The 23,574-nt window shown below is 38.6% G+C and carries 22 protein-coding genes and 1 riboswitch; of the genes, 4 read left to right on the top strand and 18 right to left on the bottom strand.

What is annotated here, in order from left to right; all coding sequences use genetic code 11:
- Positions 1-11 precede the first annotated feature (11 nt).
- The 8 genes from Q5794_RS06580 to Q5794_RS06545 form a co-directional block, all read right to left on the bottom strand.
- On the bottom strand, positions 12-2,168 hold the full coding sequence (locus Q5794_RS06580; protein ID WP_374988906.1) for a PAS domain S-box protein: 2,157 nt from the start codon (positions 2,166-2,168) through the stop codon (positions 12-14).
- Positions 2,169-2,599: 431 nt separating this feature from the next.
- On the bottom strand, positions 2,600-3,313 hold the full coding sequence (locus Q5794_RS06575; protein ID WP_251033944.1) for a lactate utilization protein C: 714 nt from the start codon (positions 3,311-3,313) through the stop codon (positions 2,600-2,602).
- Entirely contained in the window at positions 3,291-4,730 is a 1,440-nt protein-coding gene (locus Q5794_RS06570) for a LutB/LldF family L-lactate oxidation iron-sulfur protein (RefSeq protein WP_374988905.1), read from the bottom strand. The genes Q5794_RS06575 and Q5794_RS06570 overlap by 23 nt, the downstream gene beginning before the upstream one ends.
- Before the next feature lie 17 nt (positions 4,731-4,747).
- Positions 4,748-5,467: a (Fe-S)-binding protein gene (locus Q5794_RS06565; RefSeq protein ID WP_214985633.1), complete on the bottom strand. Its 720-nt coding sequence runs from the start codon at positions 5,465-5,467 to the stop codon at positions 4,748-4,750.
- Between the two features lie 224 nt (positions 5,468-5,691).
- Positions 5,692-5,826 (bottom strand): hypothetical protein, encoded by a 135-nt coding sequence (locus Q5794_RS06560; protein ID WP_374988904.1) that lies wholly within the window; start codon positions 5,824-5,826, stop codon positions 5,692-5,694.
- Between the two features lie 141 nt (positions 5,827-5,967).
- Complete coding sequence (gene nadE, locus Q5794_RS06555) at positions 5,968-6,798, bottom strand: ammonia-dependent NAD(+) synthetase (protein WP_214985529.1); 831 nt, start codon at positions 6,796-6,798, stop codon at positions 5,968-5,970.
- A gap of 34 nt (positions 6,799-6,832) precedes the next feature.
- Entirely contained in the window at positions 6,833-8,353 is a 1,521-nt protein-coding gene (locus Q5794_RS06550) for a nicotinate phosphoribosyltransferase (protein ID WP_214985527.1), read from the bottom strand.
- Positions 8,354-8,491: 138 nt separating this feature from the next.
- Complete coding sequence (locus Q5794_RS06545) at positions 8,492-9,211, bottom strand: FadR/GntR family transcriptional regulator (RefSeq protein ID WP_311591758.1); 720 nt, start codon at positions 9,209-9,211, stop codon at positions 8,492-8,494.
- 193 nt (positions 9,212-9,404) lie between these two features.
- Between Q5794_RS06545 and Q5794_RS06540 the strand changes: the two genes are divergently transcribed.
- Positions 9,405-11,174 (top strand): B12-binding domain-containing radical SAM protein, encoded by a 1,770-nt coding sequence (locus Q5794_RS06540; RefSeq protein WP_374988903.1) that lies wholly within the window; start codon positions 9,405-9,407, stop codon positions 11,172-11,174.
- Between the two features lie 27 nt (positions 11,175-11,201).
- On the opposite strand, the gene Q5794_RS06535 is transcribed toward Q5794_RS06540, so the two are convergent.
- The 7 genes from Q5794_RS06535 to phaR form a co-directional block, all read right to left on the bottom strand.
- Positions 11,202-11,375, bottom strand: coding sequence for a hypothetical protein (locus Q5794_RS06535; RefSeq protein ID WP_164797379.1), 174 nt, complete (start codon positions 11,373-11,375; stop codon positions 11,202-11,204).
- 2 nt (positions 11,376-11,377) lie between these two features.
- Positions 11,378-11,539 (bottom strand): hypothetical protein, encoded by a 162-nt coding sequence (locus Q5794_RS06530; RefSeq protein ID WP_013055942.1) that lies wholly within the window; start codon positions 11,537-11,539, stop codon positions 11,378-11,380.
- 116 nt (positions 11,540-11,655) lie between these two features.
- Entirely contained in the window at positions 11,656-11,784 is a 129-nt protein-coding gene (locus tag Q5794_RS06525; protein WP_285229672.1) for a hypothetical protein, read from the bottom strand.
- A 175-nt stretch (positions 11,785-11,959) separates the two neighbouring features.
- Positions 11,960-13,348, bottom strand: coding sequence for a TrkH family potassium uptake protein (locus Q5794_RS06520; protein WP_374989201.1), 1,389 nt, complete (start codon positions 13,346-13,348; stop codon positions 11,960-11,962).
- A 515-nt stretch (positions 13,349-13,863) separates the two neighbouring features.
- On the bottom strand, positions 13,864-14,952 hold the full coding sequence (locus Q5794_RS06515) for a class III poly(R)-hydroxyalkanoic acid synthase subunit PhaC (RefSeq protein WP_013055939.1): 1,089 nt from the start codon (positions 14,950-14,952) through the stop codon (positions 13,864-13,866).
- Positions 14,953-15,028: 76 nt separating this feature from the next.
- Positions 15,029-15,772, bottom strand: a complete 744-nt coding sequence (locus Q5794_RS06510) for an acetoacetyl-CoA reductase (protein WP_013055938.1) — start codon at positions 15,770-15,772, stop codon at positions 15,029-15,031.
- An 81-nt stretch (positions 15,773-15,853) separates the two neighbouring features.
- On the bottom strand, positions 15,854-16,453 hold the full coding sequence (gene phaR / locus Q5794_RS06505; protein ID WP_214985518.1) for a polyhydroxyalkanoic acid synthase subunit PhaR: 600 nt from the start codon (positions 16,451-16,453) through the stop codon (positions 15,854-15,856).
- 392 nt (positions 16,454-16,845) lie between these two features.
- On the opposite strand from phaR, the gene phaQ reads away from it, so the two are divergent.
- From phaQ to Q5794_RS06490, 3 genes are all read left to right on the top strand, one after another.
- On the top strand, positions 16,846-17,286 hold the full coding sequence (phaQ, locus tag Q5794_RS06500; RefSeq protein ID WP_013055935.1) for a poly-beta-hydroxybutyrate-responsive repressor: 441 nt from the start codon (positions 16,846-16,848) through the stop codon (positions 17,284-17,286).
- 168 nt (positions 17,287-17,454) lie between these two features.
- Entirely contained in the window at positions 17,455-17,967 is a 513-nt protein-coding gene (gene phaP, locus Q5794_RS06495; RefSeq protein WP_014461097.1) for a polyhydroxyalkanoic acid inclusion protein PhaP, read from the top strand.
- Between the two features lie 143 nt (positions 17,968-18,110).
- The gene (locus tag Q5794_RS06490) at positions 18,111-18,308 is read left to right on the top strand and encodes an alpha/beta-type small acid-soluble spore protein (RefSeq protein ID WP_013055933.1); all 198 of its coding nucleotides are present in this window, start codon (positions 18,111-18,113) and stop codon (positions 18,306-18,308) included.
- 51 nt (positions 18,309-18,359) lie between these two features.
- Here the strand turns inward: Q5794_RS06490 and sigI are convergent, their stop codons facing one another.
- The 3 genes from sigI to Q5794_RS06475 all read right to left on the bottom strand — a co-directional run bounded on the left by sigI (position 18,360) and on the right by Q5794_RS06475 (position 23,561).
- On the bottom strand, positions 18,360-19,070 hold the full coding sequence (sigI, locus tag Q5794_RS06485) for an RNA polymerase sigma factor SigI (protein ID WP_057238761.1): 711 nt from the start codon (positions 19,068-19,070) through the stop codon (positions 18,360-18,362).
- A 368-nt stretch (positions 19,071-19,438) separates the two neighbouring features.
- Positions 19,439-20,254 (bottom strand): TerC family protein, encoded by an 816-nt coding sequence (locus tag Q5794_RS06480; RefSeq protein ID WP_214985515.1) that lies wholly within the window; start codon positions 20,252-20,254, stop codon positions 19,439-19,441.
- 97 nt (positions 20,255-20,351) lie between these two features.
- Positions 20,352-20,446, bottom strand: a riboswitch (yybP-ykoY riboswitch).
- A 76-nt stretch (positions 20,447-20,522) separates the two neighbouring features.
- Positions 20,523-23,561 (bottom strand): PAS domain S-box protein, encoded by a 3,039-nt coding sequence (locus tag Q5794_RS06475; RefSeq protein ID WP_374988902.1) that lies wholly within the window; start codon positions 23,559-23,561, stop codon positions 20,523-20,525.
- Positions 23,562-23,574: the final 13 nt, after the last annotated feature.

The raw sequence follows: 23,574 nt of genomic DNA, 5'->3' as shown, positions 1-23,574 counted from the left end.
ATCCTTTCTAATTAAGCTGGAAGAATAACATGAAAAGCTGTTCCTTCTCCTATTTTGCTTTCCACTTCGATTCTCCCTTTATGTTCTTCTATAATTTTATATGATACCATCAAACCGAGTCCTGTTCCTTTTTCTTTTGTCGTATAAAATGGTTCGCCTAAGCGCTTGATGCGCTCTTCTGGCATACCGTCTCCTTGATCTCGAATGGAAACCGTTACGTAGCGCGGCTCTGTAAAGTAGACTTCAACAAAAATTCTTCCCCCGTTTGACGTGACTTCAATTGCATTTTTAATTACATTTATTAGTACTTGTTTAATTTGGTTCGGCTCGCAGTACACCATTGGCAGCTGAGGGGAAACAGTCAGTTCAAACTGAATATTTTCCAAAAGCGCTTGAGCATTTAATAAATCAATCGTTTCTTTAACAACCTCAGCTAGGTTTTTCTTTTCAAACTTTACGGCCTGTGGCTTAGCAAGTACTAGAAACTCTGTAATAATGGTTTCAATTCTCTTTAATTCGGATTTAATAATATCAAAATAAAGAGAATGGTCTTCTTGAATGCTGCTTTCTAACAGCTGAACAAACCCTTTTAAAGCCGTCATCGGGTTGCGGATTTCATGCGCAATCCCAGCTGCTAACTGTCCGACTACTTGAAGCGTATCCGATTTCCGAATCTGCTCCTGCATTTGATTTCGTTCCGTTACGTCTCTTAAAAGCGTCATATATAGACCTGGCAAGATATCTTTTTTCGTAGAGAATTCGATATTTTTAACTTTTTCGTTCTCCGTAACGTACGTAATCTCTCCTTCTGCTTCCCCTTTTTGCTCAATCGTTTCTTTATGCTCAATGACCGCATCTAAATTCGCTGAAGAAATAAAATCCTCCATGGAGTGCGCACAAATCTCCTCTTTGCTGAGTTCTAGAATATCACAAAGAGAAGAATTCACATCAATAATATTTCGCTTGCCGTCCCATAAAACTAACCCATCGATCGAACCATTAAAAATCTGTCTGAATTTCTCTTCGTTATTCCGAAGCTCCTGTTCGATTTTTGTACGTTCACTGATGTTTCGAAAAATCGTTAAATGGTCTCCTTCTATAATGCCTTTTTTCCCTGTGAATTCCAACTGTTTGATTTCTCCATTTGGCATGTAAAAAGGAAGCTGATTGCGAATTTCTCCTTTTGTTTGAAACGTTTGGAGCATCTTTAACGCACTAAAGCTTTTTGTATCGATAAACGTATACAAATTGCTTCCAATTAGTTTGTTTAACGGCAGCTCAAATGTACGCGAAGAAGCAAGATTAGCGTTCAAGATTTCACCATCGTCTCTCCAAATCAAGATCGCTTCAATCGCATTTTCAAAAATAGCCCTGAAATTTTTTTCGCTTCTCAACAGTTGCTGCTCCATCAGCCGTTTTTCCGTCACGTCTCTCATAATGGACATATAGTATTGACTGTATATATTAGCCGTTGTGGTAAATTCAAAGAAAGTCACGTCTCCATTTTCGAGCCTGATAGGCAGCTCTCCGCTTGTCTTTCCTTCTTGATGCAGAGTTCTCCATAATTTTTTCACCTTATAATGATAAGTAGGTTCTACAAGCTCTTCTAATGTTTTGGTTAGAAGCTGTGCTCTTGTATAATTTAATCGTTCGCAAAATGAAGGGTTCGCGTCGATAAGCTGACCAGTTCGATCAAAAATGACAATTCCATCTACCGCTTCGTTAAATACATCCATAAACATATGATGACTAATAAACCGTTCATTTTCCATCATCTTGTGCTGCGTAATATCTCGAAATGTACACACAATAATGCCCGACATGTGACTATATTTGTGTGAAGTAAATTCAACATGTTTCATCATGCCGCTTCGAAGCGTCATCGCGCCTTCATATTTGAAATAGCTTTCTTCTAAAAGTGCTGGATAATACGCTTCAATCATGTCATACGGAAAATACATCAGAAAATCTTTCATTTGATACGTTAATAGCTCATCCTTTGTTTTTTCAAACAGCCCGCAGGCTGATTCGTTTGCATTTATAACTTGAAAATACTCATCGAATACGACAATGGCATCTAATACGTCATTAAAAATAGCTCGTAGCTGCTGTAATTCACCTCGCTGATTTTGCTCAGCTTCAGATGTTAATTCTCTTTGTGGTGACATGCTCATTGCTCCTTTCTTTTGCACTTCCCATTTCCCCACCTTTTATCTATAGACTTAATATTCTACAAGATTTGCTTTTTACCTTTTTAAAATTAGTCACGTTTATTCAAAATGCGACATTTCTTCACATTATCCCGCTATTTAGAAAGAATGCATGAATAAAAAGAGATTGAGACATAACTACATCAATCCAATTTAAAGACGAACAAATTGGATAAGCGCCCTAGTATGGATCAATTTTTACACCGCCGTTGATTTCCGTGCAAGGCTTTGCTTTCCGCAGGAGTCTTCGCCTTGCCCTCCAATCAACTGCTAGAAGGAACGAAACAGATAAAACCTACGCTCACCCTAACAAAGAAAACGAACCATTAATCCAACACGTTGATTAATGGTTCGTTTTTCACTTGAGCTAATATACTTTTGTCCCAGCCTCATCGATCATTCACTACAATATAAGTTGCTTGAATAGGTCCATGCACACCAACTACTAAATTCATTTCAATATCAGCTGAATTGCTCGGTCCCGTAATAAAGTTAATGCAAGAAGCAATCGTTTCTCCTCGCTCTACTTTTTCATGAATCATTTCAGCGGCTTGTGTCATGCGAGGGACAATTGAGCTTTGAGGTATGATTGCAATATAAGTGGCGGGCAGCAAGCTTACCGCTCGTCCCTTTGCAGCACTGCTGAACAAAACAACTGTTCCAGATTCCGCTAGCGTCAAATCACTGAACGTGATGCCGACGTTTGCTTGTTCAGCTAGTTTAACATTCTCATCGCCTTTTACTGAATTCCATACGTGAAGGTTACGGTTTGTTTCCCATTTCTCCATCAGCGGATTCAATCCATATTCGGAAAACCTAGGATCATTCCACGTGCAGACAAGACCATTTCCATAGTTCGCTACGGCTTCCTCAAGGGCAGCTGGTAAGTGTTGTGATGAGGTTTCTACATAGCGAGTATGAATACGTTCGCAATGGTTTTCAAGCTCTTTCTTTAATTGATCCGGCGAATAGTTGCGGTAGACCTCATGCTGAGGAGCATGCTTCCATTGTGGCTTTACTACACCGCCTGTTCGCCTGCTTCGCTTAAGATTAGCAGCAATATTGTCTAAAAAACTGTCTCTATTTTGAATGCTTCCGTTCATCACCATCACTCCTTTTATCAAACCAATCTCGTAAGCGCTCTTTTGTAGGCGCTGGAAACTCTCTGCTTTCCGTCCACGCTTTTAACGGACCGGGCCCTTTAGAAATACTGCTTCCTGACATAAAAGGAGTAAGCGCTGACGGTGCTACTTTAGCGCCCACTGTATATAGAGAAGAAGAAGCTGCTCCCAAGCCAAATGCTTTCATCGCGAGCTTTTCCGAAATAGGTGCTTTTCCTTCTTTTTCGACAATTCGCTGACGGTGCTTGTGTAATAACTCATGCAGCGGAATTTTGACTGGACAGGCATCTGTACAGGCTGCGCATAGCGTTGAGGCATATGGAAGCTCTTTGTAGTCTTCATAACCTCCAAGCAAAGGAGATAATACAGCTCCAATCGGACCTGAATAAATAGATCCATATGAATGTCCTCCAATATGGCGATACACGGGACATACATTCACACATGCCGCACAGCGAATACACTGTAAAACAGATTGAAACTCAGTTCCTAAAATCGCAGATCGTCCGTTATCTACAATCACTAGGTGAAATTCTTCCGGTCCGTCTACTTCTCCTGGAAGTCTAGGTCCCGTAAGTGCCGTTACGTAGCTTGTAAGCCGCTGACCTACTGCACTTCTAGTTAACAGACTTACCAACACTTCAAACTCTTCAAATGTTGGCACAATTCGTTCCATTCCCATAACCGTAATTTGCGTTTTAGGCAGGGCGGTCGTTAGCCTTGCATTTCCTTCATTGGTAACAAGTGAAATAGATCCAGATTCTGCAATCGCAAAATTACATCCTGTGATGCCAATATCTGCTGATAAAAATTCTTTTCTCAGCATTTCCCGGGCATGAAGAGCTAGTTCTTCAGGTTTTTCTGTTTTTTTATAAGAAAGCTTTTCCTGAAATACATCTCTAATTTGTTCTTTATTTTTATGAAGCGCAGGAGCTACGATATGAGAAGGCGGATCGTGATCATCTACTTGCAGGATATATTCTCCTAAGTCGGTTTCAATAACTTCACAGCCTAGTTCTTCTAAAGCAGCATTCATATGAATTTCTTCTGTAACCATTGACTTGGATTTAACCACTTTCTTTGCCTGTTTTTTCCTCGCTACATCTTTTATGTACTCATTCGCTTCTTCAGCTGTTTGAGCGAAAAAAACGTGGCCTCCGCGTTTAGCTACATTATCGGTGAGCTGCTCTAAATAGTAATCTAGATTTTCAAGCGTATGCTGACGAATTTCTTCGCCAAGCGCTCTCCATTCTTCCCAGTTTCCTAACTCTTCTGCTGCATCTAATCTACGGCTTCTTAAGCGCTCTTGAGCACTTGAAACCGCAAAGCGCATAAACGCATTATTGACTCCATCATCGACGCGTTTTTTAAAATGATCTTTTCCTATTTTCATAGACATTCGGCATTCTCCTTTCTTTACATCCTGCTATTTAATACTTCAGCAATATGCATCACTTTTACAGGCTGTCCTTTTCGTTCAATTCTTCCTCCAATATTCATAAGACAGCCACAATCAGCTCCAATTAAATACTCCGCGTTTGTCTTAGCTATACAGCCTACTTTTTCATCTACCATTTGTTCAGAAATCTGTCCCATCTTAACCGAAAACGTCCCGCCAAATCCGCAGCAGTTATGACTGTTTTCAAGGTTCTCCATTTCAAGACCCTTTACATTGTTTAATAGTGTAAAAGGTTCTTGCTTTACGTTTAGCAAACGCGTCATATGACAGGAAGAGTGATAAGTGGCTTTTCCGTTTAAGCTGGCTCCCACGTCCTCAACTTTTAAAACGTTTACAATAAAGTCCGTTAGCTCATACGTTTTATTAGCAAGCTTCGCGGCAGGTTCATACCATGCAGCATCATCTTTAAAAAGATGGGGATACTCTTTGAACATTGTTACACATGAGCCAGACGGAGATACAACGTACTCTGCATGCTCAAACGCTTTTATCATGTTTTTCATCGCTTCTTTTGATTCTTTTACGTAACCGCTGTTATACGCAGGCTGCCCGCAGCAAACTTGACTCTTTGGAAAATCCACTTCGCATCCTAATCGTTCTAACAATTCTACCGTCGCTTTTCCTACATTTGTTTGAAACATATCAATCAAACATGTGGCAAATAAAGATACTTTCATCATTTGCTCCCTCCAAGCTGATCATTTACTTCTTTTAGTTAACAGGTCATCAGATGACTTAATGCTATTATACTCCTATGTTTTTCTAATTTCACTAGTTTTTCAAAAATACCTTTCTTTGTTTGCTATCTTTTTTTCATAAAAAATAGGAAATTGAGACATAACTAAATCATTTCAATCTAAAAACGAACAAATTGGATAAATGACTTAATGTGGATTACTTGTTACACCGGGGTTGATTTCCATGCAAGACTTCGCTTTCCGCGGGCGGCCGATGAGCCTCCTCGTCGCTTCTGCTTCTGCGGGGTCTCATCTATTCCGCTTTTCCCGCAGGAGTCTTCGCCTTGCCCTCCAATCAACTGCTAGAAGAAACGAAACACGTGAAACCTACGTTTGCCATAACATTAAAAAGATCCGAACGGTGAAGATTCTCTATCAAGAATCTTCACCGTTCGGATCTTCCTTTAACTAAACTACTTTTGTCTTAGCTTCTTACTTATTTATTTCCAAAAATCATCAAATACTGTGATTGGCAATTGGCGTTTATGCTGCGTTTTTAAGAAGTGACCTTCAATGACGTTACTTGCATATTCACCTACATCTTTGCCTTCTAAATAATCGTCGATTTGCTCATACGTTACGCCGAGCGCTTCTTCATCCGGAAGCTGTGGACGATCTTCTTCCAAATCAGCCGTTGGTTTTTTCATATATAAATGCTCGGGACAGCCTAATTCTTTTAGCATTTGTTTTCCTTGTCGCTTGTTCAGACGGAAGATAGGTACTAAGTCAGCTCCTCCGTCACCGAATTTTGTATAAAATCCTGTAACAGCTTCAGCAGAGTGATCCGTTCCGAGTACGACTCCACTGTACATGCCCGCTACCGTATATTGCGCAATCATTCGTTCACGTGCTTTTACATTTCCTTTGTTGAAGTCGGAAACTTTATCATCTGCCGCTTCTTCAACAGCAGAAAGCATCGCGTCTACTGCTGGTTTTACGTTAATAGAAATAGATTTTGTTGGTTGAATAAAAGCAAGTGCATCTTGACAGTCTGCTTCATCTGCCTGTACACCGTAAGGAAGACGAACAGCAATAAATTGATAGCGTTCTTCTCCAGCCTCTTCATTTAACTCATTAACCGCTAGCTGTGCCAGCTTTCCAGTTAAAGTTGAATCTTGTCCGCCGGAAATACCTAGTACAAACGAACGTAAAAAAGGATATTTGTTCATGTAGGATTTCAGAAAATCAACGCTGCGGCGAATTTCTTCCACGGGATTAATTTCTTTTTGTACGTTCATTTCTTCAATAATTTGCTTTTGTAGCTCTTTCATAAAAAAATCTCCTCTCATTGCTAGCTGATGGGATCTACACAAGCACCGTATCAGATAGTAGCTTGCTTCTAGTCTCTTCGATATTTTGCATTTTGTTATCCCAGCAGTTTGTGCTCAAGTCTACAGGATACTCTGTAGGACGGAATACATCTTCATTCGATTTTGTAATGACTTTGTAGTCATCCCATAGATGCTTCAAGTTTTGTAAGCAGTAGGCTCTCATTTCTTCAATTGTAGGCTGCTCATACACAAGCTTTCCCTGTGCAAAGATTGGCTGGTGAATTTTACGTGCGTTAAAGTTCGTTACAAACTTGCTGACGTGCGTATGAATAGGATGAAACATTTTTAAATGCTGCTCTTCGTTCGGCACTTCGTCTTGCATCGTAATATAATCGCCTTCCCATTTGTGGTTCACTTGATTTACAATTCGATATACTTCTTTTAGACCAGGAGTTGAAATTTTCTCTGGATTTTCTGACAGCTTAATCGTATCCACCATGTTTCCATGATCATCTTCAATAGAAACCAGCTTGTACACAGCTCCTAGCGCAGGCTGATCAAAAGAGGTCATGAGCTTTGTTCCAACTCCCCATCCATCAATTTTGGCACCTTGCGCTTTCAAATCTAGAATGCTGTACTCATCAAGGTCATTCGAAGCGAAAATTTTCACATCATGATAGCCAGCTTCATCAAGCATCTTTCTTGCTTCTTGAGAAAGATATGGAAGTCTTCCGCTGTCTAATCGAATACCGATAAAATTAATGCGTTCTCCCATTTCTTTTGCTACTTTAATAGCATTTGGAATACCTGATTTTAACGTATTATATGTGTCTACTAAAAAGATACAGTTACGGTGTGATTCCGCATACTTTTTAAACGCACTATATTCGTCACGATAGACTTGAACAAGCGCATGAGCGTGAGTACCAGACACGGGAATTCCAAATACTTTTCCCGCTCTTACATTACTGGTCGCGTCAAAGCCTCCGATATAAGCAGCTCTTGCCCCGTAGAAAGCAGCGTCCAGCTCATGTGCTCTTCTTGAGCCAAATTCCATAAGCTGATTTGTACCCGTATGCTCGTATAAATTATCTTCTCCCGCCGCCAAGCGAATACGCGAGGCTTTTGTCGCAATCAGCGGATGGAAATTTAAAATATTTAAAAGCGGCGTTTCAATAAGCTGCGCTTCTGCTAAAGGAGCGTCAATTTGCAGAATTGGTTCGTTAGCAAAAATCATTTCGCCTTCTACGACCGAACGAATATTACCGCTAAATCGAACTTGTTTTAAATAGTCGATAAACTCCGCTTCATAATGCAATTCTTCATATAAATAATCTAAATCTGTTTCGCTAAACCTAAAATTAGCAATAAAATCAATTACTCTTTCCAGCCCAGCAAACACCGCATAACCGCTTTCAAACGGCATCCGACGAAAGTAAGCTTCAAATACAGAACGACGGTTATGAATGTGGTCTTTAAAATACGTATGCGCCATATTCAGTTCGTATAGATCTGTATGCAAAGCTAAACTATCATCTCTATATTGCTTTTTCATACTTTGTAACCCTCCATTTGACAATCCTAGTTTCTATTATGTAAATCTTTTCACAATAGAGCAAGCATAAATTATCAGAAGGCGCTTGAATTTTAGTTTTTCTGTTGTTTAGGGCGCACTTTTCTACCTGAAATGGCGTTATTTTTCTTCCGGTATGTATTTCATTAATACGTGTTCAACATTGTCAAGATGACTCATCATAAAATGCTGAGCATCTTCTGCATGCTGAGAGAGAATAGCCTCATAAATTTGCTGATGCTCTTTATAAATCCGTTCAGCCGTTTTTTCTTCTGCATAAAGCCAGATGCGTCTTGTCTCTTTCATCGTTTCAATCATCATTTCTGATACGTTATTCATCAGCTTCACTAAAAGAGGGTTTTGCGAGGCTTTGGCAATGGTTAAATGAAAAGCAAAATCTGCTTTCTCTCCCAGTTCCTCATTGCCAAACGCTCCTTTCATTTGTTCCAAACTATCGGACAGCTGTTCAAGATCCGCATCTGTTCTCTTTTGAGCTGCCGCTCGAACAGCTCCAATTTCTAATACTTTTCTCACTTCAAGCAAATGTTCAATATCATTTTTATTCATTAATACAGCGCTAGTTACAGGCAAAGACAGCATATCTGAGTTGAATTCCCGTACAAATGTGCCTTCTCCTTGCTTCATCTCCAGCAGCCCCATCGCTCGCAAAGCACTAAGAGCTTCACGAATAGCTGAGCGCCCTACCTGAAAGTTTTCCGCCAGCTGCTGCACTGAATCCAAACGGTCTCCAGGCTTCAAGCTGCCTTCTTTTATATTGTCAAGAAGCGTTTCGGCTACTTCTTCGTATATTTTTTTTGGCTTAATTCGCTTATATTCCACGTTTTCCACCTCATTTTTTTCGTTCACCAAGGTTCACATTAACAGAGACTCTTTCTTCTTTTACGTTTCTGTTACATTTTACCGAAATCTTTTCCCCTCCACAACAAAAGTGCAAAGGTATTTATACTTTATTTCTCAAATGTGCTAAAATAGTAAATTGATTTCATATTACGAGTTAAAAGGAGCTTTTTGAATGAACATTGTTGTCAGTACATTGAATGCGAAGTATATTCACACTTCTTTAGCCCTTCGATGTTTAAAAGCCTATGCCGAGCCTGACTATAAAGTGGATATGGCCGAATATACGATTAAAGATCCTGCTATGAACATTGTCACTGATTTATATAAACGCAACCCAGATATTATTGGTTTCAGCTGTTACATTTGGAATATTGAAGAAACGATTAAAGTCGCACAAATGCTTAAAAAGATCAATCCCGAGCTCATCATTATATTCGGTGGACCAGAAGTAACCTATGATGTAACTCACTGGCTAGAGCGTATTCCTGAAGCTGACTTTATCGCTATTGGTGAAGGAGAAGAAACATTTAAGCAGCTGTTGGACGAACTTCACGGAGAGCGTCAGTTTGAAAACGTAAGCGGCGTGGCTTTCCGAAAAGAAGGAAAGCCAGTTGTTAATCCACAGCGCAATAAAATTGATCTGCGCGAAATGCCTTCTCCTTTCCGTTTTGAAGAAGACCGCCAAGAACTTTCAAAACGCGTTGTGTATATTGAAACAAGCCGCGGCTGTCCGTTTAGCTGTCAGTTCTGTCTCTCTTCTATTGAAGTAGGCGTTCGTTATTTCGATAGAGAAAAGGTAAAAGAAGATATTCGCTATTTGATGGATAACGGAGCGCGCACGATTAAGTTCGTAGACCGCACGTTCAACATCAGCCGCAGCTACGCCATGGAAATGTTCCAATTTTTAATTGATGAACATCGTGAAGGTACCGTATTTCAATTTGAAATTACTGCCGATATTATGCGTCCAGAAGTTATTCAGTTCTTAAATGAAAATGCTCCAAAAGGATTATTCCGCTTTGAAATTGGTGTTCAATCTACAAATGATGCTGTCAATGAACTAGTCAAACGCAAACAAAACTTTAAAAAATTAACGCGTACCGTAACAATGGTAAAAGAAGGCGGAAAGATAGACCAGCATTTAGATTTAATCGCGGGACTGCCAGACGAAGATTATAACTCATTTAAAAATACGTTTAATGATGTATTTGCACTTCGCCCTGAAGAGCTTCAGCTAGGCTTTTTAAAAATGCTTCGCGGCACCGGCTTACGCTTAAGTGCGCCTCGCTATAATTATCAATACATGGATCAATCGCCTTATGAAATTTTAAGCAATAACGTCTTGCCGTTTTCAGATGTCGTGCGTATCAAACATGTAGAAGATATTTTAGAAAAGTTTTGGAATGACCATCGAATGGATGAAACAATAGAATTTTTAGTAGAGCACTGCTATGATACACCTTTTGATTTCTTCCAAAACTTCGGTACGTATTGGGATGAAATGGGCTGGGTTCGAATCGGCCATCAGCTTGAAGATTTATTCAGACGCCTTAAACAGTATATTGAAACAGAGAGTTTTTCAAATGAAGAAATGATTGAAGGGTTTATGAAAATTGATTATTTACAAAACCAAAAGCATAAGCCTCGTAAACCTTGGTGGGACGATAAAGTAGAAAAACAAGTCCGCTCTCATTACTATCAGCAAATGCTTGCTAATCCTTCTATCATGGGACAGGCTTTTGAAGCTGAACAGCTTGCTGAAAAAGAATTATACAAGCACACTGTTTTAGAGATTCTTCCATTTGACTATATGTATTATAAACAAACGGGAAAAATAAATGAACAACCATCTGTTCTTGTTGCTTATTATGATCAAAAAGCAAATGATACAAAACTTTATTCAGCACCTGTAGAAGCATTTGGCCTTCCAGTTGTAAGCTAAAACCTCGGATATCCGAGGTTTTTTTCTTTAACATTCTTTTTTCTTTTCATGTTCTTTATCAGACTTTGTCTTTCCTAGGGATTCATATATTTTAGCTGCGTTGGGATCGCCCATTTCCGCTCCGAACTCTTCTTGCAGTAATTGCTTTTGCTTTGCTTCGGTGCTTGCGATGTGCTTATTTTGTTGTTTATGTTTGCTCATCGTTACTTACCTTGCTTTCCTTTTTTTGAATTGCGATTCGCGCCTTTAGCCGGCTCTTCGCCGCCAGCATATTCAGCAGCAAATTCTGCATCTGAAAGGCTCTCTTTTGGTGTATTATTGTTAGTCAGTGCTGATTTATACCCTACTTTACGCTTTGCCATCATATATCCCTCCTATGCTTGGAAGTCCATTGAACTTCCTTTTCTTAGAATGCACTTTTTGCTAAGCAATATAAGCAGAAAAAGCTGTAAAAAAGCGGTTGAAACATAACGAAATCACTTTACCCTAAATACGAACAAATGAGATAAATAAGTTGAACCGCTTGTGACACCGCGGTTGATTTCCGTGCAAAGCTTCGCTTTCCGCGGGCGGTCGATGAGCCTCCTCGCCGCTTACGCCCGGGTCTCATCTGTTCTGCTTTCCCCGCAGGAGTCTTCGCCTTGCCCTCCAATCAACAGCTGGAAGCAGCTGCATGAAACCTGTGTTCACTATAATAATAAAAAATCCGAACGAGTTTGATTCTTAATCAAGAAACAAACTCTTTCAGATCTTCCTTCAACTAACATATTTTTGTCCAGTTTCTTTTATCCAATAATAATACGTTCTTTCGGATAGTGATAATCTGGTCCAGACGTTGGACGGCGAAGCATTAAAATAAATGAAAACATGCCGATTCGGCCAATGAACATTAAAATCATAATAACGCATTTACCGATATCAGAAAGCCCTCCTGTAATTCCCATTGATAAACCTGTTGTTCCAAAAGCTGAACACACTTCAAAAATAAGCTCAATGAGAGAAAAATGTTCTGTAACACTTAAAATAAGAAGCGAAATCGAGCAAATGATTACAGCTAACATCGATACAGCTACTGACTTAATAATGTCATCTTCATGAATTTCGCGGCGAAAGATTTTAATTGTCTTATTTCCTCTTACGTAATAGAACAGGAAAAGAATATTTAATGCAAACGTCGTCGTACGAATTCCTCCCCCTACTGAACTCGGTGAAGCACCGATAAACATCATCGCGCTCATCATAATTAACGTAGGAAGTGAAAACTCATTAATATTCATGGTCGCCACTCCTCCGCTCCTTGTGGCAGCGGATTGGAAAAACGCATAAAAAAACGATTCATCCCAAGACTTATCTGCTAGAAATCCTGAATGCTCTAGCACAAGAATCAAGATTGTTCCCCCTGCTAACAGCAGAAAAAACATAATGGTCGTTAGCTTTGTAAATAGCGAAAATTGAAATTTACGCTTATCTTTAAATGTTAAAAAATAGTGCTTGATTTCAATTAATACAGGGAATCCAATCGCTCCAAGCGTAATTAAAATAACGGTTACCACTTGTACGAAATAATCATGGGCATACGGAATAAATGAAGATCCTGTAATATCGAAGCCAGCATTTGTTGTAGCGCTGACAGAAGCAAAGAAACCATGCAGAAACGCATCTGTCCAGCTCGAATAATAACGGAGAAAATGTAATCCTAAAATAATGGCACCAACTAGTTCAATGGCAAAAATAATAAATAAAATATTTCTCATCAAGTCAACTAATCCTGATAAGCGGGATTGGTTATGGTCTGTCATAATGAGCTGACGTTCCTTTAAACCTATTTTTTTACCCAAAATCATCCAAATAAATGTACTGAGTGTCATTACACCAATACCACCGATTTGAAAGATAAAAGCGAGCAAAAAATAGCCCGTCGTACTAAATGTATCCGGAGTAGAGACAGGTGTCAGCCCTGTTACACTTACCGCACTAACGGCAATAAATAAGCGATCAATAAATGCTAACTTTACTCCTGGCCTTAAAGCTTCTGGAATACTAAGTAATAGAAAACCAAGCGTAACAGCCACTATGTAAAATGTAACAATAATTTGAGCTGAAGACATCTGCCTCACTCGTCGTTTCCATGGTTGTGGCATAATCTGACATTCCTTTTTCATTATAATACTAATAGTTTTCTTCTTTCTTCTCAAAGCATACTCATTGTTACGTGAATAGCTATATCCATGTAAAAAATCCCATGTTTAAGAAGGTGACTACATTAGTATAAAAGAAGTCACCTCACTTGTCATTAGATATCATAAATCCCATCAGTCCAGATAAAGAATCATCACTCGCTATTGTCTGTTTATACAAAAAAACAAGGTTGAGACATAATTAAATGAATCCAATCTAAAGACAAACAAATGGGATACATGAGCTGAACCGCTTGTGACACCGCTGTTGATTTCCGTGCAAGCCTTTGCTTTCCGCGGGCGGCCGGTGAGCCTCCTCATCGCTTACGTGCCTGCGGGTCTCACCTGTTCCGCTTTTCCCCCAGGAGTCTTCGCCTTGCCCTCCAATCAACAGCTAGAAGCAACTACATACTTGAAACCTACGTTCACCATAACAAAAAAACGAACCACTGATATTAGTGGTTCGTTTTTCACTTCGGCTAAAATACTTTTGTCTCAGCCTCGTCTTTATTTTATTTAGAGCGTTTTTCTAGCCAATCGCCGATTGAAGGATATGTTTCCTTCACTGCTTTTGGACCAAATACAACAGATACGTGACCTGTTTGCAACAATTTATACTCTTTATCTTCACTTGAAACAGCGTCCATTAAAGCTGCCACTTGATGCGGCATCGCAATATGATCACGGCTAGCAGCAATGTTTAAAATATTAGCTTTAATATTTTTTAAATCTACTTTGCGTCCGCGAACTTCAAGTTCACCATTGATTAGTTTGTTTTGTTGATAGAAGTCACGAATCCACTGACGATAAGCTTCGCCAGCAAATGGGATTCCGTCAGCAACCCACTTTTGCATTAGCTTCCAGCTTTCAACAAACCGCTGATTTTCCGAACGGTCCACCAACGTTACATACGGGCCGTAGAAATTCGTGATTGGCTTTAACATCTTGTTTCCAAAGTCAATCATCTCTGGAGGGATGTTTCCGAATGTATCTACTGCTTTATCTAAATTAAAGTAGCGATCATCTAGGAATGCTCCGTATAAACCTGTATCCGAAAAATCAAATGGACTTGTCATAAAAATTAAGTTTTTAATCGGCAAGTCTTCATTTAATGCAGCAAAAATAGATGTCATAGTTCCGCCCATGCAGTAACCAAGAACAGACAAATCAGGAGATTTAGAAGTGCGCAGCACCTTTTTCGCCGCTTTTGGAATATAATCTACAATATAATCATCTAGCTTCATATTGCTGTCTTCAAGCCCAGGAGTTCCCCAGTCAAGCAAATACACGTCAAAACCGCGGTTTAATAAGTATTCAACAAGGCTGTTTCCAGGTGTTAAATCCAAAATATACGGTTTATTGATCAATGCATATACGAGTAAGATTGGTGTTTTATGCAGGTTATCTTTTACTGGCGTATAGCGATATAATTTCGCTTTGTTCTTTTTCCAAATAACCTCTTTTGGTGTTAATCCAACTTCCGGTTCCGCTTCTGTTGTCATAATTTCATATGCACGCTTAAAACGTCTTGCAGAACTTTTATATTCACTTGGCATTGATTTGATTAATTTTTCCCACTCTTGCACGTAAGGAATTGCCACGAATATACACACCCTTTCATTCCATTAGTAGTTAGTTAACAAGCACAGCCCCGACAAAAGTCAGGGCCAGCATTTATTACATGTATAAGCCGCCGTTAATGTTTAACTGTTGTCCTGTAATGTACGCGCCGTCTTTTGCTAAGTAAACAACTCCACGTGCAATTTCTTCAGCGTGGCCTAAGCGACGAGTTGGAATTTTCGCAACAATTTTTGCACGAACATCTTCAGGAATTGCCATCACCATTTCCGTTTCAATAAATCCTGGGCAAATTGCATTAACCGTTACGCCTGTCTTAGCTAGTTCAAGAGCTAATGATTTAGTGAATCCTAGCATACCTGCTTTAGCAGCTGAGTAGTTTGTTTGACCAAATCCGCCCGCTTGACCAATAATTGATGAAATATTGATAACACGACCACCTTCAGATTCTAAAAGGTGCGTTAGCGCAGCTGATGTTGTGTTGTATACGCTATGTAAGTTTACATCAATTACTTTTTTCCAATCTTCTTCACCTAACTTCTTGAATGAACGGTCGCGCGTAATTCCAGCATTGTTTACTAGAATGTCTAATTGACCAAACGCAGCTTTTGTTTCTTCGATTAGGTGTTTTGCTTGATCTACATAAGACACGTCAGCTTGAACCGCAATAGCTTCTCCGCCGTTGTCTTTAATTTCTTTTACAATTGCTTCTGCAGATTCTTTACTGCTGTTATAGTTTACTGCTACTTTTACTCCATTAGAAGCAAGCTCACGTGTAATTGCTGCCCCGATACCTTTAGATCCGCCTGTTACGATTGCTACTTTACCTTGTAATGTTGTCATGAAAAATTTCCCCCTTGCTTCTTCAGCTATGATTTTTACTGTAAATACAGCAGTTTATGTTGTTATAAAATCCCCGATACCTTACTTGCGAGCCGGCTGCTCAGTTTTTTGAGCGTTTGATGGTTTTGCTTCAGATTTAGCTTCTGCCTTTGGCTTTTCAGCTAATTTTTCTTGTTTTTCTAACAGCTGAGCCTGAAGCTGCTCACCTTGAGTTTTAATTTGTTGTTGAATCGTTTCTTTTAACTCGTCTTGTGTTTTTTGCTGCCCTTCAAGAAGAGACAAAACTTTGTCGAGTTTTTTGTCTAACGATTTGACATCAGATTTCAGCTTAGTTACATCTTTTTTCAAAGCAGATGCACTTTCTTGCTGTGCTTCTAATTCATCAAAACGAGCGTCAAATTGTTCTTCTAATAATTCTACTTTTTCTTCCACATTGATGACTAATGACGCAACGTTTGCTACATCTTCTTTTGTTGGTACATTTACTTGGTGCAGATAGCGCCCCGTTACTTCATTTACTGCTTGTTGATATTGAAGGTTCATATTTAGCACATTTCCCATGAGCTGGGAAAATTCTTCACGATTCATATTGTCCCCAATAACTTTACCCCAGTAAGATTCGGTTTTGTCATATACGTCTTTCCATGCTTGAAACGGATCAAATACTTTTTGCTGTTCCAAAACTCCATCTCCTTTCTTGTGTACGTTAAAAGTGATGGCTTTCAATATGGACACTTAATGTGACAAGCGACATATTAGAAGCTCTAAGTAAACGCAACCAATTTTGCGTTTATTTATTGGATAATGTAAATCTTTTCACAATTCACTTACCAACAAATTATAAATGTTATAAAAATTACCTACATGTACTATTATAAATTCGTTTTCCAAAATAAACAATTCTAAATCTTTGTTTATTTTGGAATTTTTTTGACGCTTTTTGTCGAAATCCAAAAAATCGTTCTTTTTTCCTGTATTTGAAAGACCTGTTTTAAAGTGTTGACAATTTTTTCATCTAGGTGTAAATTACACATATAGAAAACAAATTCTCTTTTTTCGAAGGGGTGATTACCTTGGGATCAAGTGAAAAAGATAACACCTCTAATTCAAACAACTTAGAAAAATCGATTAGCGGTGCACCAAAAAACTTGATGGTTCCTTTTCTTCTTTTAAGTTTAAGAGGTTGGAATCTACATGGTTACAAGCTCATTCAGCAACTAATGAGCTTTGGATTCACATCAGTTGATCAAGGAAACGTCTACCGCACGCTGAGACAGCTTGAAAAAGACAACTTGATTACATCGCAATGGGATACGTCAGCTGAAGGACCTGCACGCCGGATTTATTCATTAACAGATGCCGGTGAACAATATTTAAGCATGTGGGCTAATTCACTTGAACAGTATCAAAACATGTTAGATTCATTTTTTCACATGTATACCGACATGTTGTTCCCTTTTAGCTCTTCTTCTTCTAAAAAGTCAAAAGAATCAAAAGAGGAAGAAAACGATTAAAGGGATTCACGCAGTACATCTGCGTTTCCTAATATAATGTTAAATTTCACGGTCAGCCAGCGAGCGCGGAATGTTAGGTTTATTACACAACTACGAATTTCTTCTTTAACGTTTTGTTCATTACGATAACTGTTCGCCAGACCAAATTATTCAAGGAGGAATTTGATTATGTCAACAGTAAAGTATGATACAGTAATTGATGCAATGTGGGAACAATGGACAAAGGGGTTACAAAACATTGCAGACGGAAACAAACAAATTGAGCAATGGACGTTAAAAGCACTTGAGCAACAGCAAGAATTTGTAACAAAAGCAGTTGAACAACTTCAAGCAACAGACAAACAATGGAAAGCTGAATTAGAAGATCTTCAACAAAAAACAGTTGAAAACTTACGTAAAACAGCTGGAAACGCTGTTGCCGATTCTTATGAAGAATGGACAAACCGCACGCATGAAGCATTAAATAAATTACAAGAGCTTTCTCTTAACCAAAGCAAATCAAGCTATTCTTTAGTAAAGCAAGCTCAAGAACAATATCATCAAGTAGTAACACAATTAGTAGAAGAGCAAAAGAAAACGCGCCAAGAATTCCAACACGTATCTGATGCATACGTAGAACAAGTAAAATCTCTTCAAAAGTCATTTGCTCAGTCTCTTGAGCAATATGCAGTTGTAAAATAATATATAAAAAAGCCCAGCTTCTTTGAAAGCTGGGCTTTTTTATACTTTCTTGCAAACCATTACCAGTATGCAAAATAGGAAACAACAAATAATACAGGTACAGCAGTGAACTGCTGTACCACTAAAAAAGGAGATGACTAATCATGGCTAGAACAAATAAACTATTAACACCAGGAGTAGAACAATTTTTAGATCAATATAAATATGAAATCGCTCAAGAATTTGGGGTAACTCTAGGTTCTGACACTGCTGCACGCAGCAACGGTTCAGTAGGCGGAGAAATCACAAAACGCTTGGTGCAACAAGCTCAAGCTCACTTAAGCGGCAGCACACAAAAATAAAACATAACTTCATAACATGGCTAAAAAAAGGCACCTGCGTGTGCCTTTTTCTTACATAATATAGTCTTTTAAATACACGTAGTCCCCCGCTAATATAATAACCATCGCGATAATATATTTACGGTTTCTTTCAATTGTTTTCCGGCTCACTTTGACATGTTTTTCAATCAAGCGAATAGGAAGCTGCCGCTTTAAAAACAGCTTATCTTTTAGTTCTTTTTCATTGACGATAAAAGATGCAACTTCCACTGCATTTCCCCTTGCATCCTTATGTTTAGGAGACGTGTTAATAATGTCTTCAAGAGTTAATTTAAACAATTTTAACGTCTGACAAAAATAAGTCATTTCCTCTTGAATATATGAAGTTTCACTTTGCCTTTTATAGTTAGAAAGCGATATATCCCTTTCTACCTTACCTTGAATAAAACCTTCATTTTCAATTCGGTTATAGAGCAGCGTTTGATTTCTCTTTTCTTTTCGAATATAGTCGATTACTCTTCTTTTAATAATAAGTTCCGCAAATGCAAGAAGAGATCGTCCTTTTTGGATTGTGTAATTTTCAATGGCTTCATTAAATGCAATCAGACCAATGCTAAATTCATCGTCAGCTTCACTTATATAACGTTTACATACAGCTGAAACAACTTTAGCAATAAACGGTTTATATTGTTGAATCATTTCATTATGTAATTGTTTATCCCCTTGCTGAATCGTCAGTACAAGCGTTTCAAGCGATGGAGGCGTTTGAACTTTTGTGAGCATTGGCTTCACCTCTTTTACTATACTCAGTTGCTTTATACCATGTTAATATCCATTCTTTTGATGACGAACAGGGTTGAGAAGCGCTCTGCTCCTTTTAATTTCCCTTTATTATAACCCATAATAGCTCAATTTTACCAATTAACATACATTTGAAATATATGTTTATAAACTGAAATAAACTTCATTGAACTGAATTACTCACGGCTCTGTTCTCTACAGAATATGAACAAAAAAGCAAAACATTCGGATATACAGTAATTAAACAGCAATTAGTTCTTTCACCCTTTATTTAAACAATCTAAACTAGGTATTTTATCCCTATATAAAAAACGCGCCTTCAATTAACATTGAAGAAGCGTTTTTTTGTATTATTGATTTTCAATTTTTTTTAACGATTCTTTTTCTTTCTCTGAGCCTTCAAAATCAGTTTGTTCTTTATTTTTAGATAGAAACCAGCCTGAAGCAGCTATGCCAAGTAACACAATCCAAAACGTAATTTTCCACACTTTTGATTCAGGGAAATGTTCATTAATAATACCTAACTCCGGATGAGCAAGGGTATAGACCGCTAACTTAACCCCTACCCAGCCTACAATAGCAAAAGCCGCCGTTTCTAGGCCTGGACGCGTATTTAATAGCTTGACGAACCAAGTTGCAGCAAAACGCATAATAATTAGTCCCATAATTCCTCCGGCGAAGATCACCAAGAATTGTCCGCCGTCGAGTCCGCCAATTTGAGGAAGATTTGTTGTTGGCAACGTAACGGCGAGAGCCACAGCGGCCAAAATTGAATCAACGGCAAAAGCAATGTCTGCTATTTCTACTTTTAAAACCGTCATCCAGAAACTTGAGCCCTTTTTCTCGTCTGCTTCTTTCACTTTTTCATGATCGTCTTTTTTCACATATCGCTTCACAATATGATTAATGGAAATGAATAATAAGTAAATGGCTCCTATAGCTTGAAGCTGCCATACGTCGACTAAAAATGAAATCAAGAACAACGAACCAAATCTAAAAATAAAGGCACCGGCTAATCCGTAAAATAATGCCTTCTTGCGCTTTTCTTCCGGTAAATGTTTGACCATAATAGCCATCACAAGAGCATTATCCGCCGCCAAAATTCCTTCTAATGCAACCAGCACTAGCAGTACCCATCCATACTCTAACAAAAGTGATGCATCCATAAAAATCCCCTCTCGTTTCTTTGTATAAGTTTATTTATCCTCATTACCGGAATAAAACACAAAAAGACCTTTGCCAAATATGGCAAAGGTCTTGCTAAGCATAATCATTATGCCAACAAAGCCGATGGAATACTCCATGTAATGACGACTTTGTTTCAGGTTTCCCTGACGCTACTCCCCTTTACTCCGTAAGAAGTAAATGTATTAAGTTGTTTTTATTTTATAAAAGGTTCATTAATAAGTCAATTAAAAGCCCTCTAACCTTTTGTTAAGCTTTTGTTAAGCGTTTTAATACGTTCAAAAACGTTACAATATGAATAGGCTTTGTTACGTATTCACTAAAGCCAACTAAAAAAGCTTGATCAATATCGCTTTGCATCGCGCTTGCACTCAGGGCGACTCGCGGAATATGCTTCAACTCTTTTTCCAGCTGAAGCTGTGTGCATACCTCAAAACCATTCATATCAGGCAGATCAATATCAATTAAGATCATATCCGGTGAAATGGACCTGATTAGCCCGATGCCGTTTTCTCCTGTTTTGGCAACTAAAAGCTTAACGTTTTTATATGGAGAAAGAATCGATTGCATAAGCTCAATATTTGTATCGTTATCCTCAATATATACAAGTGATGTCGGCATGGAAAACCCTAAAAACGGCTCGGCTTCTCCTTCATCGCATAATTGTTTAGGAACAGGTGGATGTACTAAGGGAAAACGAACCCAAAATGTACTGCCCTTTCCTTCTTCACTTTGCACTCCGCACGTTCCATTCATTAATACAACAAGCTGTTTTACAAGCGCCAACCCAATTCCTGTTCCGTCTTTTTCTAGTCTATTCACACGGTAGAAAGGCTCAAAAATCCGATTTGATTCTGAAGCTGGAATTCCAAAGCCCTTATCTTCAATCGATATAGTTACGTGATGCTGAGTGATGTCAGTATAGATAGTGATATCGCGATAAGCGGGCGAATATTTAATGGCATTGGTAAGCAGATTTAATAAGATCTGCTGAAACCGAAGTTCATCTACTTCAACAAAGACTTCTTGGTATGCATGAAAGTGAGTATAAAGTATACTATGCTTATCTTTTGCTAATGGTTTCATAATTTTAAGCGCGTCTTCAATCGCCTCTTTTACCGACACCGGTTCAAGATTAATGGCTAAGTGACCTGATTCAATTTTCGATAAATCAAGCGTTTCATTTATCAAATAAAGAAGATGATTACCTGCTTTTAAAATTTTTCGTATACGATTCAATTGTTTTTCTGTTAAATCTTTTTCCCCTTGCTCTTCCAATATCTGTGCATAACCTAAAATACTGTTTAAAGGCGTACGAAGCTCATGGCTTACTTTTGATAAAAATTCAGACTTGGCTTGATTTGCCTTTTCGGCTTCTTCTTTTGCTATAATCATTTGCTGATTGGAATGAAGCAAATCTTGTTCTTGTTCCTGCTGTTTTGTAATATCATAAAATGTGACAACTACGCCTTTATAATATTTGCTTTCTTGAAGAGGTTCAGCATTCACTGAAAGCCAAGTCAACTTTTTCTCATTTAAATAAATGCCCATAACCGTGTTTCGTACGGGCTCTTTTGTATGAAGACAGCGGACAGATGGAATGTCTTCCAGTGCAAAAGCTGTGCCATCAGGATGAATAATTTCCCAGTCTAAACCAAACGGGTTAACCGATAACATTTGGTCGTAAGGCACGTTTAGAATTTTAGCAGCGTAGGCATTGGCAGCAATTAGATTTCCTTCAAGGTCATGAAACACCACACCTTCTGACATTGTAGAAAGAACGGAGCGATACATGCTTTCACTTTTAGCGAGCTTTTCTCTTGCTTCGTGAAGATCGGTAATATCTACTATAGAACCAATAACTTCTTTTACTTCTCCTTTGTAAATATGAGGTATTAACTTCGTATAGTAAGCAAAATCGTTCAAAAGTACTTCATAAGACACCTTCTCTCCCGCCCATGCTTTCTCATAGTACCTTTTATTTTCTTCGGCGTAGGATTCAGGCAAAAATTCTTCAAGTGTTTTACCGACAACATCTATTTCCTCATATCCCATTTCACGAACCATTTTGCCTTCGCACATGGTATGAATATACCCTTTATCGTTTTTCACAAATTTAAAAAGAGCCCCATCCTGCTGTGAAAGCGTGCGTTTTAAATCTTCTTGTAAATCCAGAAGCTGCTGTTGAGCCTTTTTTCGGTCTGTCACATCTTTGGCAATAACGTAACTGCCTTTAATTTGACCATGAACAATAATAGGCATTTGCGTTACTTCAACATATACAGGCTGATCATCTTTGCGAATGAGCGTTGCCTCATAATAAACAGAGTCTCCGCTCAGGGATTTCCACATATATTCTTCAGCTTTCTCAGCTTCTCTAAACATATAAGGAAACGGAATTTTCTCCATTTGATGCAACGTGTATCCTGTTAGTTCTGTTCCTTTTGGATTAATCGTTTGAATATTGCCGTACAAATCAACCGCACACACAATATTGGGATTGTAGTTAAAAAGAGATTGATAATACTCTTCTTTTAATTGACTTTCTCTCACTTCTTCCTGACGCTTAAAAGCTGCAACGAGCAGGAAGACAATGAGCAGCGTAATTGTGATACTTGCAATAATATTGGAAAATGGCGCTTGATATGGCAGCCACTGGCCCCATTTTCTAGCAACGGAGTGTGCAATATGCAGCTTCATTCCATACATACTGATGAAATGCATAACTGAAATTCCAATGCCTAATAAAATAGAGCTAACAAGTTTAAGAAACGGATTAGCTTTCACACTTTTCGAACGAAAAAACAAGTGCATCGCATAAAATGCAACGATCAGGGCGATGATGATGGAAAGCAAAACAGATAGCACGGCATAATGAATGCGTGCTTCTGTTTCGATTGCTGCCATTGCAGTATAATGCGTACCCAGAATACTGCTTCCTAAAATAAGCCCTGACCATACCGACGTGCGCCATTTCCAGAATGTCCAAAACGCACCTAGTGACCCGCTAATCGCTATTATTAAAGCAAGGACAGAAAGTATAACTTCAAAATGAAAGCTAACAGGAACGTAATAAGCAAGCATAGCAATATAATGCATCGCCCCCACTCCAAGCCCCATTGAAGCCGCTGACAGTGTAAGCCACAAATAATTGTTCCGGTGTTTTTTCATCATTTTGCTCATAATATCAAGTGCTGTATAAGAGGCAAGAATCCCTACAATGACAGCAAGAAATACGGTAAATTCATTATAGTGACCAGTAATTGAAATCATTTTCTTTCCTTTCAATTCAACGTTACTT

This window comes from Priestia megaterium, from assembly GCF_041941685.1.
Lineage (GTDB): Bacteria > Bacillota > Bacilli > Bacillales > Bacillaceae_H > Priestia > Priestia megaterium_C.
The sequence above is the reverse complement of the archived record's forward strand: the minus strand, read 5'-3'. Positions and strand labels throughout refer to the sequence as shown.

Coding starts and splice junctions, on each gene's coding strand:
- Q5794_RS06535 (WP_164797379.1), bottom strand. CDS start 11,375: ATGAGCAAACATAAACAACAAAATAAGCACATCGCAAGCACCGAAGCA.
- Q5794_RS06480 (WP_214985515.1), bottom strand. CDS start 20,254: ATGGATGCATCACTTTTGTTAGAGTATGGATGGGTACTGCTAGTGCTG.
- Q5794_RS06525 (WP_285229672.1), bottom strand. CDS start 11,784: ATGAGACCCGGGCGTAAGCGGCGAGGAGGCTCATCGACCGCCCGCGGA.
- Q5794_RS06565 (WP_214985633.1), bottom strand. CDS start 5,467: ATGAAAGTATCTTTATTTGCCACATGTTTGATTGATATGTTTCAAACA.
- nadE (WP_214985529.1), bottom strand. CDS start 6,798: ATGAAAGAGCTACAAAAGCAAATTATTGAAGAAATGAACGTACAAAAA.
- Q5794_RS06550 (WP_214985527.1), bottom strand. CDS start 8,353: ATGAAAAAGCAATATAGAGATGATAGTTTAGCTTTGCATACAGATCTA.
- Q5794_RS06490 (WP_013055933.1), top strand. CDS start 18,111: ATGGCTAGAACAAATAAACTATTAACACCAGGAGTAGAACAATTTTTA.
- phaP (WP_014461097.1), top strand. CDS start 17,455: ATGTCAACAGTAAAGTATGATACAGTAATTGATGCAATGTGGGAACAA.
- Q5794_RS06510 (WP_013055938.1), bottom strand. CDS start 15,772: ATGACAACATTACAAGGTAAAGTAGCAATCGTAACAGGCGGATCTAAA.
- sigI (WP_057238761.1), bottom strand. CDS start 19,070: ATGCTCACAAAAGTTCAAACGCCTCCATCGCTTGAAACGCTTGTACTG.
- Q5794_RS06575 (WP_251033944.1), bottom strand. CDS start 3,313: ATGAACGGAAGCATTCAAAATAGAGACAGTTTTTTAGACAATATTGCT.
- Q5794_RS06540 (WP_374988903.1), top strand. CDS start 9,405: ATGAACATTGTTGTCAGTACATTGAATGCGAAGTATATTCACACTTCT.
- Q5794_RS06580 (WP_374988906.1), bottom strand. CDS start 2,168: ATGTCACCACAAAGAGAATTAACATCTGAAGCTGAGCAAAATCAGCGA.
- Q5794_RS06530 (WP_013055942.1), bottom strand. CDS start 11,539: ATGATGGCAAAGCGTAAAGTAGGGTATAAATCAGCACTGACTAACAAT.
- Q5794_RS06570 (WP_374988905.1), bottom strand. CDS start 4,730: ATGTCTATGAAAATAGGAAAAGATCATTTTAAAAAACGCGTCGATGAT.